This is a genomic window from Mangrovicoccus sp. HB161399, assembly GCF_013184745.1.
Taxonomy (GTDB): Bacteria; Pseudomonadota; Alphaproteobacteria; order Rhodobacterales; family Rhodobacteraceae; genus Mangrovicoccus.
The window spans coordinates 21,062-37,835 of the sequence record NZ_JAATVU010000014.1 but is presented as its reverse complement, the minus strand read 5'-3'; the positions used below and the strand labels follow the sequence as shown (position 1 = coordinate 37,835).

The window sequence follows — 16,774 nt, the reverse complement described above, 5'->3', positions numbered from 1 at the left end:
ATGCTGAAGAAACTCCTGCAGGGCGCCGGCGCGGCGCTGGTTCTTTCCCTTGCCGCGCTGGCCCAGCCGGCCGGAGCGCAGTCGCCTTTCGACCCGGTGGTGCGCGTCAACGAAAGCGTCATCACCCGCTTCGAGGTCGAGCAGCGGATGCAGTTCCTGACAGTGCTGCGCCAGTCCGGCCTGACCCGCGACGGCGTGATCGACGCGCTGATCGACGAGCGGCTGGAACTGGCCGAGGCCGCGCGGCTCGACGTGACCCTCAGCGAGGACCAGCTGCAGCAGGCGATGGAGGAATTCGCCTCGCGCGCCAACCTTTCGGCCGACGAATTCGTCGCCGCGATCGCCCAGCAGGGCGTGGACCCGGAGACCTTCCGCGACTTCGTCCGCGCGGGCACCGCCTGGCGCGATGTCGTGCGCAGCCGCTACGCCTCGCAGGCGCGGGTCTCTGACGAGGAGATCGACCGCGCCATCGCGCTCGGCACCGGCCAGGGCTCGGTCCAGGTGCAGCTCGCGGAAATCGTGCTGCCGCTGCTGCCCGAAACCGCCGGGCTGGTGCGCGAGCAGGCCGACGCGATCCAGCAGATGAAGGGCTTCGACGAATTCTCCCGCGCCGCGCGCGACCTCTCGGCCTCGCCCTCTGGCGATTCCGGCGGCGCGCTCGGCTGGATGCCGCTGTCGAACCTGCCCGAGCAGATCGCGCCGCTGATGCTGTCGATGGCGCCGGGGGACGTGACCCCGCCGCTGCCGCTGCCGAATGTCGACGCGATCGCGCTGTTCCAGCTGCGCGGCCTGCGCGACTCGCGTCCCGGCGTCATGCAGAACGTCACGCTCGACTACATGCTGCTGCGCACGCCGCAGGGCGCCGCCCCGGCCGAAATGGCGCGGCTGGAGCCGCTGGTGAGCACCTGCGACTCGATCTACTCCCATGTCTCCGACCCGGGCGGAACCCGGATCGAGCATGTCACCGGGCCGCGCGCCGAGACTGCCGCGGGCGTGCGCGGGGTGATCGACCGGCTCGACCCGCTGGAAATGGCGGTGCTGCCGGGCAATTCCGCCGTGGTGATGCTGTGTGCGCGCACGCCGATCGCCGGAGCGGATCTCAGCCGCGACGACCTGCAGCGGCGGCTGTTCTCGCGCAAGCTCGAGGACCTGGCCAACGGCTACCTCGCCGAGCTGCGCGCCAACGCCTTCATCGAGCGGCTGTGATGGCCCGCGCCCCGATTGCCCTGACCTGCGGCGAGCCCGCCGGGGTGGGTCCGGAGCTTGCGCTGCTGGCGCAGGCCCGGCTCGGCAGCGAATTGCCGTTCTTCTGGATCGGCGATCCCCGCCACCTGCCCGAAGGCGCGCTCTGGCACGAGATCGCCTCTCCTGCCGAGGCCATGGAGCCCGCGGGAAGCCTGGCCGTGCTGCGCCACGATTTCGCCGGGGCCGCCGTCCCGGGCCGCCCCGACCCGAAGAACGCGCTCGGCGTGATCGAGGCGATCGCCCGCGCGGTCCGTTTGGTGCAGGGGGGCGGGGCCTCGGCGGTCTGCACGCTGCCGATCCACAAGAAGGCGCTGAAGGACGGGGCGGGCTTCGCCTTCCCCGGGCATACCGAGTATCTCGCCCATCTCGCGGGCACGGACCGGGTGGTGATGATGCTGGCCGCGCCGGAACTGCGCGTCGTTCCGGTGACGATCCACATCCCCGTCGCCGAGGTGCCGCGCGCGCTGACCGCGGAGCTGCTGGAAGACACCATCCGCATCACTGACGCCGCGCTGAAGCGCGATTTCGGCATTGCCGCCCCGCGGCTCGCCGTGGCCGGGCTGAACCCGCATGCCGGCGAAGGCGGCGCAATGGGCCGCGAGGAGATCGAGCTGATCTCGCCCGCGCTCGAACGGCTGCGCGCCGAGGGCATCGGCCTTGCCGGTCCGTCCTCGGCCGACACGATGTTCCACCCGGCGGCGCGTGCCCGCTATGACGCGGCGATCTGCATGTATCACGACCAGGCGCTGATCCCGATAAAGACGGTCGATTTCGCGGGAGGCGTCAACGTCACGCTGGGCCTGCCCTTCATCCGCACCTCGCCGGATCACGGCACCGCCTTCGACATCGCCGGGACAGGCACCGCCGATCCGACCTCGACCATCGCGGCGCTGCGCCTCGCCTGGAAGATGGCCGGGCGGAGGGCCGCGGCATGAGCGGCATCGACAGCCTGCCGCCCTTGCGCGAGGTGATCGCCGAGCACGGGCTTTCGGCGCGCAAGTCGCTGGGGCAGAACTTCCTGCTGGACCTGAACCTGACGGCCAAGATCGCGCGCTCGGCGGGCGACCTGACCGGCTGCGACGTGCTGGAGATCGGCCCCGGGCCGGGCGGGCTGACCCGCGGGCTGCTGGCCATGGGGGCCCGCCGCGTGGTGGCGATCGAGAAGGACACCCGCTGCCTGCCCGCGCTGCAGCAGATCGCCGAGGCCTATCCGGGGCGGCTGGAAGTCATCTCGGGCGATGCCCTGGAGGTCGACTGGGCAGCGCATCTGAACGGGCCGATCCGGGTCTGCGCCAACCTGCCCTACAATGTCGGCACCGAGCTGCTGGTGCGCTGGCTGACGCCGGAGACCTGGCCGCCGCTGTGGCAGAGCCTGACGCTGATGTTCCAGCGCGAGGTGGCCGAGCGGATCGTGGCTGCGCCCGGATCGAAGGCCTACGGGCGGCTGGCGCTGCTGGCGCAGTGGCGCGCCGAGGCCCGGATCGTGATGGACCTGCCCGCCCGCGCCTTCACCCCGCCGCCCAAGGTGAATTCCGCCGTGGTGCATGTCACCGCCCTGCCCGAGCCGCGCTATCCGGCCCCGGCCGAAGGCCTGTCGAAAGTCGTGGCGGCCGCGTTCAACCAGCGCCGCAAGATGCTGCGCTCCTCGCTGAAGGGCTACGCGCCGGATATCGAGGCGAAGCTGGAAGAGGCCGGGATCGATCCGACCGCACGGGCCGAGACCGTCTCTCTGGAGCGCTTCTGCGCGCTGGCGCGGGTGCTGGCGCGGCGCTGACCCTGCCGGCCCGCGGCGGCCGGATCAGCCGGGCTGGTCGCGCGTCCACCAGCCGGCGAAGGCATCCTGGGAGCCGTTGATCTCGGCCAGGGTTTCCGCCCGGTCTGCGACCAGCCGCACCAGATCGCCGTCGAAGCTGCGGAAGCGCAGGCTGGCCGGCCCCCCGCGGGCCGCAAGCCGGGCGCGCAGCATGCCGACCGCCACGCGTTCGCCGAAGCGCAGCCCGTCGAAGCAGTCGGAATGGTAGCTCACCCCGGCCATCATGCCGCCCATGGCGACATTCGCGGCCAGCTTGTCGAGCTCGCCGGTGACGGTCAGCTCCGGCGCGTCCGGCACTGCCTCGAGCAATGTGCCGCCCGCGGCGGCCCGGAAGACGCCGCCCATGCCGATGCCGGCCATCGTCCTGTCCTGCCAGCCGCCGCCCGCGCGGAACATCGACAGGCAGGCCTTGATCACCGTCACGCAGGCCCCGGCCGCCGCCGCATGGCCCGAACCGTAGGACGGCGTCATCGGCGATCCCTCGATGAAGGCCTGCGGCAGCAGCCAGGATGCGGCGAGCCAGCCGGGGTTGCCCCGGCCCGCCAAGGGATTGGCCACCTGCGCCAGCGACCGCGCGTTCATCGCCGCAACCGCAGCCGGAAGGCCCGTGGCGCCGAGCGCGGCAGCCATCTGCTCCGCCGCGCCTTCCTCCGCCCCCAGCCGGCCACCCCGGCCGTTGGCCGCCAGCGTCAGCACCCCGCCGATCTTCTCCGGCCGCGCCCGGCGGTGATGGCCGGATTTCTGCCGCTGCATCGCCTCCAGCGCCAGGCAGGAAACGTCGGCAAGAGCCGCCAGAAGTCCCGGCGCGCCGCACCCTGCCACCGCCCCCAGGCCCGGATCGGCAGGCAGCCCGTAGCTCAGCAGGATCAGCGCTGCGTTCAGCCCGGCCTGGAAGGGCCGGTCGGCGCGGACATGGGCCGCGAGGTCCCGAGGCGTCTCCGGAAAGAGCGGATCGGCCCGCAGCACCTGCAGCCCGGCCGGGTCCGCGCCGTTCTGCACGTCGAGCCAGCTGTGCCAGTCGCCCATGTAGTCGAGCCCCGGCGGGAAGCCCGTGCAGCGCTGGTCGATCGACTGCGCGCCATAGGCGATCCGGCCGGAGCGCGCCTGGCCCGCGCTGCCCTGCAGCAGGAATTGAGAGAGGTAGGGCCCCGGGCGGGCGCCGCAGGCTGCGCCGCGGAACGCGGACGCCCCGGACAGCGGACCGCCTCCCATGCCAAGCCGCACGGCGAGCCGGCGATGCGCCTGGCCGTCGAGATCGCCCGGTTCGGCCGCGAAATGCTCCAGCCGGTTCAGCGCGGCGATCACCTCTGCGGGCGAGACCCCGGCCGGTCCCGGCGACCCGGCTTCGGCCTCGATGTCGCAAAAGCGCATGTCGCGCAGCAAGGCGAGCCCGTAGAGTTCCGCCATTTCCGCGGCCAGTTCGTTGCTGCCCAGCCGCGGCGCAGGTGCCATGGCAAGACCGGCCGATGCCGATGCGGCGCCATCCTGCGCCTGTCCGGCCGGCGGGGGGGGCCGGAGCCGCCGCCCATGCGGCAGTCCGGCATGGCTGGTGCGGAAGGCATCCTCGCGCGCGACGGCGGCGGCGCGTTCGGGCGCCAGCGCCGCCAGGCCGTTGCTGTCATGGGGCAGTCCCTTTGCGAAGGCGGCCGCCGATGGCGGCGCATGGCCGGCCGCCCCGGGACAGGGCGGAACAGCGGCCCTGCCGCCGGAACGGCACGTGCGGCTTCCGCATCCGGAGTCCTGCAGCGCCGGTCCTTCGGCGGGCGGCCCCCGCCTGTCTTCGCTCATTCCGTCTTCTCCCTTGTCTCCCTCTGGGCGGTGCAGCCGCCGCCGCGGCGGGAAGGAGAAGCGTTTCGGACTGGCCTGTCCTCCGGCAGGGAAGCTCCGGAGGACCGCCTCGGCACGCGGCAGCGGTCTGCGGAAACAGCCTGGACCGCCAGGGGGGAAAGCAGCGTGAATCGCGGCCGCGCGGACGGTCCGCTAGATCAGGCCGGAGCGGGTCACCGCCATCAGTCCGGCGGCGCGCAGGGTGAAGACCGGGTAGCTGTCGCCGGCCATCAGGTCGAGCGAGAAATCGGGCTCGAGCGCGCGCAGCGCCTGCAGGCTGCGCAGCGCGGTCTCTTCCTCTCCCGCGTCATAGGCCAGCGCCGCCACGAAGCGGTGCGCGGCACGGAAGCTGGGCGCGCCCTGCACCGCCAGGATGCCCCAGCGCAGCGCGGCCCGCCGGTCGCCCACCCCGAGCGCGGACTTGGCGTTGCGGATATGGAAGAGCGGAGGCGCCAGCAGCGCCATCCGGTTGCTGCGCGCGGCATTCGCCTCGGCATGCGCCTCCTCGGCATGGCCGGTGAAGGACAGCGCGACGGACAGGCTCTGGCGCACGAAGGCATGGTCGGGATCGGCCCGCTTGGCCATCACCGCCAGTTCCAGCGCCATCTCGTCGCCATGGACCAGCCCGGCGGTCAGCGACGCGACCGACAGCGCGAAGGGATCCTGCGGCGACTGCTCCAGCGCGTGATGCGCCAGCCGGTCCGCCTCGTCGAGGCATTCGTGCGGATCGGCAACGAAGCGTTCCATCAGCTGGTTGTGCCGCACCATGGCGCGCAGCGCCAGGATGCCGCCGCTGCCGCCGCCCTCCTGCAGCACGGCAAGCTGCGCATCCGCCCGGGCCAGCCGGTCGCGGTCGAAGCTGAACACATCGGCGAAGGGGATCGCCGCCTCGGTCCGTCCCGGCCCGCCCGTTCCTTCCGCCCCGCGCAGCTTGGACGCGGCGGAGACCAGCGCGACGGTGGTCGCGGCCACCGCATCGGCCAGCATTTCGGCCAGCAATTCGTCCGGCGCGGCGAAGAACTGGGACCAGACCACCTTGCCGTCTTCCGCGCGGACCACCTGCGGCTGCAGGATGATCCGGCCGTATCCTCCCGCGGCCCGGCACCCCAGCAGAAGCCCCTCCGCCGGAGCGGCCGGGCCGGATTCGCAGATCTCGCCATGCATCAGCGGCGCCGCCCGGTGCGCCGCATCGCGCAGCAGCATTTCGGCATGGATCCGCTGTCCGTCCTCGGCGCAGTCGCAGGCCCCGATGGTGATCCGCACCGGCACGGCCGGACGGGACGGCGCGCGCCCCTCCGGCGGCGCCTCGGGCTCAGGCGGCCGGAAGGCCGGGCCCGGCGGCGCCATCGCCTGGCGGCAGTCGCGCAGCCAGTCCTCGAATTCCGGCTCGCGGATCGTGTCGAGATCGTCGCAGAACTCGGCCGGGCCGAACCCGTCCTGCGGCGAGGCGGACTCGACCGCGACGACGCTGCGGTCCAGCCCGACCCAACCGGTGCCGCCGAGGAAGATGTCCGCCCCGGCAGTCATCCGCAGCTTGCGCAGTTCCTGGCGGAGGCTCTCCTGTGCGCGCCCGCGGCTCCAGAGCAGCTCCATCAGCCGGGCGCGCTGGCAGCGCGCGCCGTGGGACATGGCCAGAACGGCAAGCAGTGCACGGGCCTTCACCGATTTCACGGGAAGTTCGGCCCCCTGGCCGTCGACGAGGCGCACGGGTCCCGCCAGGTGCAGAGTCAATCGATGCATGTTTCCAGGCGGCCGCCCCAATGAAAATGCCGGAACCTCGACGGTCAGGATCCAAAAATGTTTACGCTAGGTAATATGTAGTTAATAATCGGCATGCGCAAGACATTGCGGGCGCATTGATCGAATTCATTGGACCGAAAGAATGACTACATTTACCTCGAAGACTTCGAAAACTTCGAAGACCTCCAAGAGCGGGCGCAGTTCCGGCGCCAGCACCGCGCATGATTTCGACCATGCCGGCGGCGAGGACTCCATGCTGATCGGCGAGGCTCTGATCGCGACGCGGGACGGTCTGATCGGGGTGGAATCCGTACAAGTGACGCCACCCAGTGCGGGAGAATTGCCTACTTCCTATGATCCGGCAAAGCGGCTGTTCCGGCTCAGCGACAGCGAGCGTGACGCCGTGGTCAAGGCCGAGCTGGCGGAAACGATGCGCGTCTGCGTGACCAAGGAAATTCTTGGGACGGGAATTCCCGAAAAACCCGGGACGGAAGGCCCAAAGAAGCCAGGGACGGCAATCCCCGAGACTGTCGAGGTCCAGACGCTAGACCATGGCCAAAATGGGACCATGCAGCCCGTCGCCCGGATCACGCGTCCCCAGATCGCGGAGTTCCAGGCCGCACTCGAACTGGTCGCCGCGCATGCCGACCTGCGCGAGGACCGGCTGCCCGAGATCCACCTGCAGATGTCCGACCTGCTGTCCTTCTTCGGCTCGGTCACGCCGCTGCAGCCTGCGGGCTACCGCAAGACGCTCGACATGCTGGGCTCGGCGCTCGATTTCGGCACGCTGATGGTGCAGCGCGTCAAGCTGGAACTCGGCTGCCCCCGCCCCGAACTGCTGTCACCGCAGCTCCAGCCGGTCATCCAGACGCCAAGCCATGGCAGCTTTCCCAGCGGCCATGCGACCCAGGCTTTCTTGCTCGCGGAACTGCTGGTGCAGCTGCGCTTTCCGAAGGTCGCGGCCAAGATCACGCAGGCACTGATGAGCGACGGCTCTGACACACAGGATGGCCGTCGCCGGAACATCGAGGATGTGCTCAAGGGCGAGTCAAAATCGGTTCCGCATATCTACCGGCTCGCCGCCCGCATTGCGATCAACCGCACGGTCGCGGGCGTGCATTATCCCGCAGACAGCGCGGCCGGGGCGCTTCTCGGCATCAGCCTGGCAAGGCTGCTGGTGGCACGCGTGAAGCACCGCGACCCGACCGAGACCGGAGCGGCGCTCGGGTTCGCCTTCGCAGGCGGACAATACACGGAACTGGACCCGAACAAAGTCCCCGTCCCGCGCAACTTCCACATGCAGGAACTGCTGCGCCTCATCACGCAGGCGAACCAGGGCACCAGCGTGGCCAGCATTCTGCAGGTCGCAGATCCGGAACCAGCCCGGCTTTTCGGAGCCCTCTGGGACAAGGCCAAGGCGGAATGGGAAGAGCGGTGGTCCTGAACCATGGAACAGCATCCGACGCTCTGGTCGATCTCGCCCTATCTGCACCACGCCATGCAGCTGCGCTCTGTCGGCCGCGGCGGTGAAAACACCGCGGCCTTGTCCGTCAACCACCCCGGACATGTGCGCCGGGCCCTCGGCAATTGCCCTGGCGACCCAGCAGCCAGGAAGGCCTATGAACATGCCTATGACATCCTGATCGAGGCGCTTGCCCATTACCGCGATGTGTTCGTGGCCGAGCCCAGGCTCCTGGAAGGCGCTATCCGCGGTCTTCCGGATTCGCCGATCAACGATGACGTCAGTCCGAGCCATCTCACTGCCACGCCAAAGGCCATTCTCGCAATCATGGACGAAAACGTGCCGCTGGCCACGGCCCGGTACGGAAACCGGCTGGCATCCGTCTGGCTCCAGCAGGGCCTGCCCCCAGCCCCGGCCAAGCAGCCGGTGCCCTTCGGCTACGAGTTCCGGCCAGGAATGCTCAAGTTCATCGAGGGCTTTTCGGTAAGCAGGGGCGGCGGTGCCGTCGATATCAGCAGCGAGTCCGCCTATCCCGGCGTCCGAAACGCAAGGCGCAAGCTTAGGCTGGAAAAACGCTTCGGCCACGGATCCGCGGTCCTCGGCACCGCGTTAGACCCGGCAAACAGGGAGCCGGAAGATTCCGATATTCCTCTGGTCATGGTTGGCCTGCCGTCGCTGGCGGTGCGGGACACCTCGGGACGGCTCCTGCCCTATTTTCTGATCACCGGCCTGCTCTACATCATGGTTGCTGCGCGGCGCATCGCCGAGGCGACTGCCGCAACCGAACCGCTGCCCGTCGTGGTCAATCTCAGCTTCGGCATCCTCGCCGGGGCGAAGGACGGCACCGGTCGGCTGGAGCGGATCTTCGACGCGCTCTGCAACCCGGCGCTGGAACTGGAAGGATTGGGGCCGCTGCATCTGGTGCTGCCGATGGGCAATGCGAGGCAATGGCAGTGCCATGCCGAGCTTGCGCCCGGAAAGGGCGAGAATCTGGGCTTCCTGCTCCAGCCCGACGACCGCACGCCCACCTATGTCGAGATCCGCAGCCATGGGGTAGCGGATCCCTGGATCCAGATCGCCCGGCCAGGCAGCTACCTGGAAAACGAGGACAGCTGGATCGACCTGCCGGAGCACGGCCAGGACGTCGTCAAGCTTGAGGGCAGCCTGCGGCACGGACAGGTCCGCGGCCGCGACTTGGGGGTCACAGTCTACCAGGATGTCGAGACCACGACGATAGGCGGCTGCCGACGCCTCCGCATCCTGGCCTTCTCGCCGACCGCCAACCCGGAACTCGGCGGACAGGAGTCTCCGGCCGGGCTCTGGCATATCCGGCTTGCGCCGGGATCCTCGACCGCGGCGGGCGGCATCGTACTGGACGTCCAGCGCGACGATTCCATCCGCGGCCTGTCATCGGGCGGGCGGCAAGCGCGCTTCACCCATCCGGACTATCCGCTCCATGACGATACGGGCCGCCTGAGGCTCGACGACGAAGGGAACGGCAGCCCGGTGAAGCGCAGCGGCACGGTCAATGCCTATGCGACGGCCAAGCATGTCTGGCGGGTCGGCGGCAGCTACGGACGGGTGGCCGAGGCCGACCGGCGCAGCCGGGTCGTGCCCTATTCCGGACTTGCGCCGGGCAAGGATCCCGACGGCGATGTCCTCGCCCCATGCGAGGAGAGCCGGACCCGCCACGGCCTGCCTGCGGACTCTATGCAGGGCGGCTTCAAGCTTCGGGCGACCGGCACCAGCCTTTCTGCCCCCGCCGTTGCCGCCTGCCTGGTGCGGGTGCTGGCCGAGGGCCCGCCGAGAACGGCGGCAGCAACGGCCAGTGGCAGATGGGACCCCGAGGCCCTGAAGGCGGAGGTCAAGAACCGGCTTGCCCGGGAGCGCCCCCCGCCCGCAAAAGGGGCCAGGCCCTACTGAACGACCCCGGCACCGGCGGGACGCGGGTGCCATCGGGAAGTCCGGCCATGCAGGCCGCCGGGGAGCGTCCCTTCCGGGCGCGCCCTGCTGGCGGCTGTCTCCGGCAGACCGGCAAAAAATATCTCGGCAGCGGCAGTGACGACGGGAACTGAGGGCGCCTCTGCACGTTCTGCAGGGCTCCGGGGAGGCCCCGGTCTTGACGCGGCATGGAGGCTTCGCGAAACGGTGACCTGGTACGCAAGAGCGTATACAATCTGGTCAACAAAAATTCTCGATTCCGTGCACGGAATGGCATAAAAGTACATACTTTGGTACCGATTCTGGAATTTTAAACCATGCACAACTTCTTGGGCGACACGCTTTCGGGCTACGCATTTGCAATGGCCCTGATGGTCGCGCGTTCGGCACTTCCGGCACATGTCAGGGCGGTCCCGCCCCAGGCGCAACCAAGCGCCATCGAGAAGTTGCGTGCGGCTGCAAACCGGGCCGTCGCCGCCAAGCTGGAACTTGATGCCCTCGCGCCGAGCGGAGACGGGACCTGGGGCCCGTCTTCCGGAAATTGGGTCGAAATCGACCTTCCGCCGAGCCGCCCGGACGGCAACTGGGTTGCCTGGAAGTACCGCAGCGGCGCGATCGCCGTGAGGGGCACCAGCCGCCATGCCCCCGAGATCGACGGATTCATCCGCGCGGTGATGAAGCCGTTCGAGCCGTCGAAGGACCTGATCGAGATCGAGCTCCACCGCGAGCCGGACGGCCCGCACGGACCCGGCGGCATATCCGTCGGTGCCACCGTGATCTTCGGCCACCAGGCCAGCTATTACGTGCTGGGCCATCTGGACCGCGGGGCCGCGGCCTGGCTCGACGAGACCTACAGCCGCGACATGCCGGTCGCAGCCGAACTTGTCCGGCTGGCCTCCGACGGCAAGCGCTACGTCATCAATCTCGCCTGCCTCATGCCCTCGAAAGAGCAGCGGGCCCAGTTCGAGCTCTGACGGGAACGCCCGCGCGGGTCAAAACGGCGGCCGGGCGAATTTGGCAGCTTCGCCAAGCCAGCCTAGGGAACTTGCCGGCCAGGCCGCCGGCAAAGCGCCTCCGCCGCCGCCTGCCCAGCCGCACCGCCACGCGATGTCGCCTGCCGCCCGGGACCGGCTCGGAACCCTGCGCCTTGCCCGGAGCCAAGGCTGAAAACGGGTGATGGCTCCGCGGATCCAGGAGCCCGCCGGACCTTCGCAAAGGACTGGTGCGCCCATGGCCGGTGATGCTGCAGCCACTGCGTGCCTCCCGGACCGGGGTCACCCCTTCCGGTACAGCACCGGAAGCGGCGCGGCAGGGCCGCCAGCACGGGAATTCGGGTCGGTCCGGGGTTCATGCCTCAATCGTCGCGCCGGTCGCGCAGCCGCTAAGCGCTGCTGCTGGTGCTCCGCCTGCGCGGCGTTTCCGAAAAAAGTTCGGGCGTGGCTCCGGACCGGCCTTGATCGTTCGTCCTGAACACCGGGCAGTCCATTGGCATCCTGCGGATTTGGCCTGTCTCCTTTGCCATGCCTTGCAGCGTTCGGCATGATCCAGGTCGCCCCCCTGCAATTTCAGTCCGCCGATGGAACGCCCTTCCCGGCCGCCGGCACATTCGGGGGACTGTCGTGCCGACGGCATAGCGCAAGCCCGCCGAATGCCCTCTTGCCCCCAGGTCGAGAGGATCGATCAGCGCCACGAGCATGCGGAACGCGCCGGGCTGATCGCCGGGAAGGTTTTCGAGCGCCAGTGGCCTGGGTTTCTTCCGTCGAGGAGTGGCCGTCCAGCGTCGTCGCCGCGTCCGGTTGCCGGACTGCCGCGCTTGCATCACGCCTGTCGGACGAGGCTGTTGCCATGCGCCGGATCGAGAGCCCGGACCATCGGCCGTTTGCGGGAAAGGTGTTCTTCCCGCCCCTGCGCCCATCGCCCCCCGTCCTTGGAGCGATGGCGCAAGCGGACCGGCGGGGGAAGGCGCGGAGCGGATATTCGCGTAGGCCATCTTGGCCGGGAAACCATCCGGAACCATTGGCGACAGCAGCCTGAAGCGGGCGGCCGTCGGCACGATGGTGAGAGAGTCCGGAGGGGATCGTGGAGCCGCCGGCGCCGCGAAAGTCCCGCGGGACGCCATTGCCCCTCCGACGGGCTCGCGGCGCTGCGGGCGCGCCCGGGCCCAGCTGGCGGCCATGGCGCAGGCAGCCGGGGCGGAGTTGTGCCAGACCCATGCCGGGCTTGCCCCGCGCCGGGCCCGGCGGTTGGGCCGATGCGCCCATGCCCGGCAGATCAACCGCATGCATAAGCCGTTGAAAATGAGAAGGGATGTACCGGAAGGGTTAGGCGGAACTCGCACCGCCAGTTCGTCGGCATCCCGGAAGGCGGCCTGCGCGATCGCATCGCGGCGAGGATCAGGCCGGTGCTGCGGGGGCCGCACTGGGAGCCGAAAGGCCGGAGAAAGATCCGCGCGCTGCACGAGCCGGCGGCAGGCTGCATCTTGAAGGGCAAGGCCCGCATCCGCCACAATTCCGGCCGCAAGGCGAGCATGGCGACCGCAATCGGCGACGGCTTCGAGGTCGGCGCGCGCAGCGTCCCGGGCAATCGGCATGACTGCGACATCCCCGGCAGCCGCGGCGGAACAGGCGGAGGTTCTCACCGGGATGAAAGCGGGGCTCGCGGTGGCCGGCCGCGGCTGCCGGGGGCGCAAGGTCACTGCCGTCCGCATGCTGATCGGCGCGCAGCGTCAGGGCGTGGCATCGGAGCTGGCGGCGGAATGGCGGCACCGGAGTTCCAACGATCCGGCAATCGGCCACATGAAGACCGATGTCCGCCGAAGGCTACCGGCGGCGGCGCGCTCTTCGCAGTGCCCAGCGACCGCGGCCGCAACATCCGCAAGGTCCCCGCCCGTCTCCGGGTCATTCAGGCCCGGCCCATTGCTGCCGTCATTGCCTCCGTGACCATGGGCAAAACCCGGACCAGACCCTTCCCGCTGACTGATGGCCGCGTTCAAGGCCGACAATGTACCGCCAGATGCAGCGCACGATTTCCCGCCGGGTCCTGCCCTCGGCTACGCGTCGCTCGGCATTGGGGGCACGAGGGTGGAAGGGCCATCCATGACTCACCGCGCCGCTGGAGCACGCTCCGCGGAGTGCAGCCGATGCGGCGGTCCTCTTCCCACACCCTTGGCCAATTGCAGGGAATTCGGAACGTCCGCCGCGGGACATTGCGCGCAAGACACCCAAGCCTTGGCGGAAAACGGCAGCGCGGACCAAGTCGGCCACCATGCTCCGACGTCCGGAACCTGCAGCCGGCGCGCGGGACTGCAGCAAAGCCCGGATGCCGATGCGCTGCGGGACAGGGTCTGCAGAAAGGGCGCCACCACGCGAAAGTCCCTCTGCCCTTCAAGCGGCAGTCAGAGGGGACAGCGCGGCCCTCCGGCGACCGGTTGCCTCCATCGACTTCCGACGCCGCAGCATGCACCGGATGTTCCGCCGGGATGGTGGATCTGCGCAATGTCCGCCGCGCCGCAACCAACACCGCCAGCGCAGCGGTGCCACCTCGGGGCGTGCCGACGGCAAGGGACGCGGGCGGCGCCGGGCCTCCGCCGCACTTGGCCTGCCTTGCTAGGGCCGGTAGCGCCGGTTCGCTTCGATCGAGAGCGGCGAAAGCGGCTTTGCCTCGGTCCCGCCCCAGCCCGAGCTGCCCCGGCCGACAAGATCGCGCATCGCAACCGTGTCGCTGCCGTCGAGCATGGACATGGCCACGCCGCTGCTGCGCAGCCGGTCCTGCAGCGCATGCCGCTCGCCGATCAGCCACAGCCGGTGGACATAGGGTCCCAGCGCTTCCGCCGCCGGCAGGCCGCAGAGCAGCTCGAAGCTGCGCATGCCGTGATGCTTCATCGCCACCGTCGCCTTGTCCTGGGCGCGGCGCCCGGTGCAGGTCACGCTGGCCCTCAGCCCGAGCGCCTCGCAGAGCCACAGCCCCCAATCCTGCGGCAGGCCGGTCAGCAGCTGGATCTGCCCGCGGAACCGCCGCCAGAGCCGCAGCAGCTCCAGCGCCGGACGGTGCAGGCGCAGCTCGGCCGGATCGGGCGCGCTCAGCTGGGTCTCCGGCACTGCCAGAAGGGCTTGGTCCACATCGACCACCAGCGGCTTGGGGAAGCGCAGGTGGAATGGCGGCTGGGGAAGGCTCGGTGCAGGCAAGACGCGAAACTCGGAAAACACGGTACCGCGCCACCATGCGCCTCCGGCGCTAATTTTCGGTTGCCGCCGCCACTGGCCGGAGCCGCCGCCGCGGGCTAACTGAGGGGCGTGAGCGCGCTGCCCGATCATATCGCCCAATGGATGGCCTCCCGCAGCTGGTCGCTGCATCCCCACCAGGCGGAGATGCTGGCGCGGAAGGACCTGCCCGCCCAGCTGCTAATCGCACCGACGGGCGGCGGCAAGACGCTGGCAGGCTTCCTGCCGACGCTGGCCGAGCTGGGTCCTGCCCCGGGCAAGGGGCTGCACACGCTCTATGTCTCGCCGCTGAAGGCGCTGGCCGCCGATATCCGCCGCAATCTCGAGGCGCCCATCGCAGGCAGCGGCGCCGCGATCCGGGTGGAGGACCGCACCGGCGACACCTCATGGACCGCCAAGCGGCGACAACGCGCCGACCCGCCGCATATCCTGCTGACCACGCCGGAAAGCCTGGCGCTGATGATCTCCTACCCGGATGCGCCGCGGATCTTTGCCGGGCTGCAACGCATCGTGCTGGACGAGATCCACGCGCTGGCCGAGTCGAAGCGCGGCGACCAGCTGATGCTGGCGCTGTCGCGGCTGCAGGCGCTGTGTCCCGGGCTGCGCCGCGTCGGCCTGTCGGCGACGGTGGAGGACCCGCCCGCGCTGGCCCGCTTCCTCGCCCGCCATCCCGATCCCTGCCCCGTTCTGACCGCCGATCCGGGGCCGGAGCCCGACATCGCGATGATGCAGCTGCCGGAGCCGCCGCCCTGGGCGGGGGGCGGCGCGCGCTACGCCATCGGCCAAGTGCTGGAGGAGGTGAAGCGCCACCGCACCACGCTGATCTTCCACAACACCCGCGCCCAGGCGGAGATCTTCTTCCGCGAGCTGTGGATGCAGAACGCCGAGGGCCTGCCCATCGGCATCCACCATGGCAGCCTCGCCCGCGAGCAGCGGCAGAAGGTCGAGGCGGCGATGGCCGAGGGCGCCCTGCGCGCCGTGGTCTGCACCGGCTCGCTCGACCTGGGGATCGACTGGGGCGATGTCGACCTGGTCATCCAGATCGGCGCGCCGAAGAACGTCAAGCGGCTGGTGCAGCGGATCGGCCGCGCCAACCATCGCTACAACGCGCCGTCGAAGGCGCTGCTTGTGCCTGCCAACCGCTTCGAGGTGGTCGAATGCCGGGCCGCGCTGGAGGCGGTGAAGGCGCGCGACCTCGACGGCGCGCCGCGCGGGCCGGGACCGCGCGACGTGCTCTGCCAGCACATCCTGGCCGTTGCCTGTGCCGGGGATTTCGAGGCGGATGCGCTTCATGCCGAAGTCGTGCAGGCCGGACCCTATGCCGGACTGGCGCGGGCGGAGTTCGATGCCTGCCTCGATTTCTGCGCGACGGGCGGCTACGCCTTCCGCGCCTATGACCGCTGGCAGCGGCTGAAGCAGCGGGAGGACGGACGCTGGGGGCTGCGCGATCCCCGCGCGGACCGGCTGATCCGGATGAACCTCGGCACGATCCAGGACAGCGACCTCGTCAAGGTGCGGATGCGCGGCCGCGGGCCGTCCCTGGGCGAGGTCGAGGAAGCCTTCGCCGCGACTCTGACGCCGGGCGACACGTTCCTGATGGGCGGCCAGGTGCTCCGCTACGAGGGGCTGCGCGAGATGACCGTCGAGGTCAGCCGCGACAAGGGCCGCGAGCCGAAAGTGGCGGTCTTCGGCGGCACGAAATTCGCCAACTCGACGCAGCTGTCCGACCGGATCCTGCAAATGCTGGCGCAGGAGGACTGGCCCGCCCTGCCCGGCCATACCGCCGACTGGCTGCGGCTGCACCGCGAGGTATCGCAGATGCCGCGGCGCGACCGGCTGCTGGTCGAAAGCTTCCCGCATGACGGACGGCACCATGCCTGCATCTACGGGTTTGCCGGGCGCAACGCGATGCAGACCCTGGGGCTGCTCGCGACGCAGCGGATGGAGAGCCTCAAGCTGGCGCCGCTGGGCTTCGTCGCCAGCGACTATGCCGTCCTGATCTGGGGTTTGGAGCCGCTTGAGGACCCCGCGCCGCTTTTCGCCGCCGGCAACCTGCGCGAGGGGTTCGAGACCTGGCTGCAGGGCAATGCGGTGATGAAGCGGACTTTCCGCAGCGTGGCGACCATCGCCGGGCTGATCGAGCGCAACCACCCGGGCAGCCGCAAGACCGGACGGCAGGCGACGTTTTCCACCGACATCCTCTATGACACGCTCAGGAAATACGATCCGGACCACCTGCTGATGCAGATCACGCGGCAAGAGGCGCTGAAGGGGCTGGTCGATTTCGGCCGGATCGAGGAGATGCTGGCGCGGATCGGCGGGCGGATCGACCATGTGCGGCTGGGCCGGATCACGCCGCTTGCCGCGCCCCTGTTCCTCGAAGCGGGCCGTGTCCCGGTGGATGGCGCCGGGCGCGAGCGGCTGATGGAGGAACAGGCGGCGCGGGCGATGGAGGCGGCGGGCCTCGCCGCGCTCGACCGCCCCCCAGCCCTGGCGCCCGCCCCGCCGCGGCGGATCGGCTGAGCC

Annotated in this window: 10 protein-coding genes; 7 read left to right on the top strand and 3 right to left on the bottom strand. The window is 70.0% G+C overall.

Annotated elements, in window-relative coordinates:
- Genes HCC78_RS10155 through rsmA form a run of 3 tightly spaced genes read left to right on the top strand, consistent with a single transcriptional unit; the run spans nt 1 to nt 3,019 of the window.
- Nucleotides 1-1,206 carry a SurA N-terminal domain-containing protein gene (locus HCC78_RS10155; RefSeq protein WP_172328657.1) on the top strand — a complete coding sequence of 402 codons (1,206 nt, stop codon included), beginning with the start codon at nt 1-3 and terminating at the stop codon, nt 1,204-1,206.
- Complete coding sequence (gene pdxA / locus HCC78_RS10150) at nt 1,206-2,180, top strand: 4-hydroxythreonine-4-phosphate dehydrogenase PdxA (RefSeq protein ID WP_172328656.1); 975 nt, start codon at nt 1,206-1,208, stop codon at nt 2,178-2,180. Before HCC78_RS10155 ends, pdxA begins: the two co-directional genes overlap by 1 nt.
- Entirely contained in the window at nt 2,177-3,019 is an 843-nt protein-coding gene (gene rsmA / locus HCC78_RS10145) for a 16S rRNA (adenine(1518)-N(6)/adenine(1519)-N(6))-dimethyltransferase RsmA (RefSeq protein WP_172328655.1), read from the top strand. The genes pdxA and rsmA overlap by 4 nt, the downstream gene beginning before the upstream one ends.
- Nucleotides 3,020-3,043: 24 nt before the next feature.
- On the opposite strand, the gene HCC78_RS10140 is transcribed toward rsmA, so the two are convergent.
- Both HCC78_RS10140 and HCC78_RS10135 read right to left on the bottom strand, forming a co-directional pair.
- A complete protein-coding gene (locus tag HCC78_RS10140) occupies nt 3,044-4,510 on the bottom strand; it encodes a hypothetical protein (RefSeq protein ID WP_172328654.1) in 1,467 nt (488 codons plus the stop codon).
- Between the two features lie 528 nt (nt 4,511-5,038).
- Nucleotides 5,039-6,625 carry a hypothetical protein gene (locus HCC78_RS10135; RefSeq protein ID WP_172328653.1) on the bottom strand — a complete coding sequence of 529 codons (1,587 nt, stop codon included), beginning with the start codon at nt 6,623-6,625 and terminating at the stop codon, nt 5,039-5,041.
- A gap of 142 nt (nt 6,626-6,767) precedes the next feature.
- Here HCC78_RS10135 and HCC78_RS10130 point away from each other — a divergent pair, with 142 nt between their 5' ends.
- The 3 genes from HCC78_RS10130 to HCC78_RS10120 all read left to right on the top strand — a co-directional run bounded on the left by HCC78_RS10130 (nt 6,768) and on the right by HCC78_RS10120 (nt 11,002).
- A complete protein-coding gene (locus HCC78_RS10130; RefSeq protein WP_172328652.1) occupies nt 6,768-8,069 on the top strand; it encodes a phosphatase PAP2 family protein in 1,302 nt (433 codons plus the stop codon).
- A 3-nt stretch (nt 8,070-8,072) separates the two neighbouring features.
- Nucleotides 8,073-10,010, top strand: a complete 1,938-nt coding sequence (locus HCC78_RS10125; RefSeq protein WP_172328651.1) for a hypothetical protein — start codon at nt 8,073-8,075, stop codon at nt 10,008-10,010.
- Nucleotides 10,011-10,345: 335 nt separating this feature from the next.
- Nucleotides 10,346-11,002: a hypothetical protein gene (locus HCC78_RS10120; protein ID WP_172328650.1), complete on the top strand. Its 657-nt coding sequence runs from the start codon at nt 10,346-10,348 to the stop codon at nt 11,000-11,002.
- A gap of 2,631 nt (nt 11,003-13,633) precedes the next feature.
- Here the strand turns inward: HCC78_RS10120 and HCC78_RS10115 are convergent.
- Nucleotides 13,634-14,212, bottom strand: coding sequence for a hypothetical protein (locus HCC78_RS10115; RefSeq protein ID WP_172328649.1), 579 nt, complete (start codon nt 14,210-14,212; stop codon nt 13,634-13,636).
- A 108-nt stretch (nt 14,213-14,320) separates the two neighbouring features.
- Between HCC78_RS10115 and HCC78_RS10110 the strand changes: the two genes are divergently transcribed.
- The gene (locus tag HCC78_RS10110; RefSeq protein WP_172328648.1) at nt 14,321-16,771 is read left to right on the top strand and encodes a ligase-associated DNA damage response DEXH box helicase; all 2,451 of its coding nucleotides are present in this window, start codon (nt 14,321-14,323) and stop codon (nt 16,769-16,771) included.
- Nucleotides 16,772-16,774 lie beyond the last annotated feature (3 nt).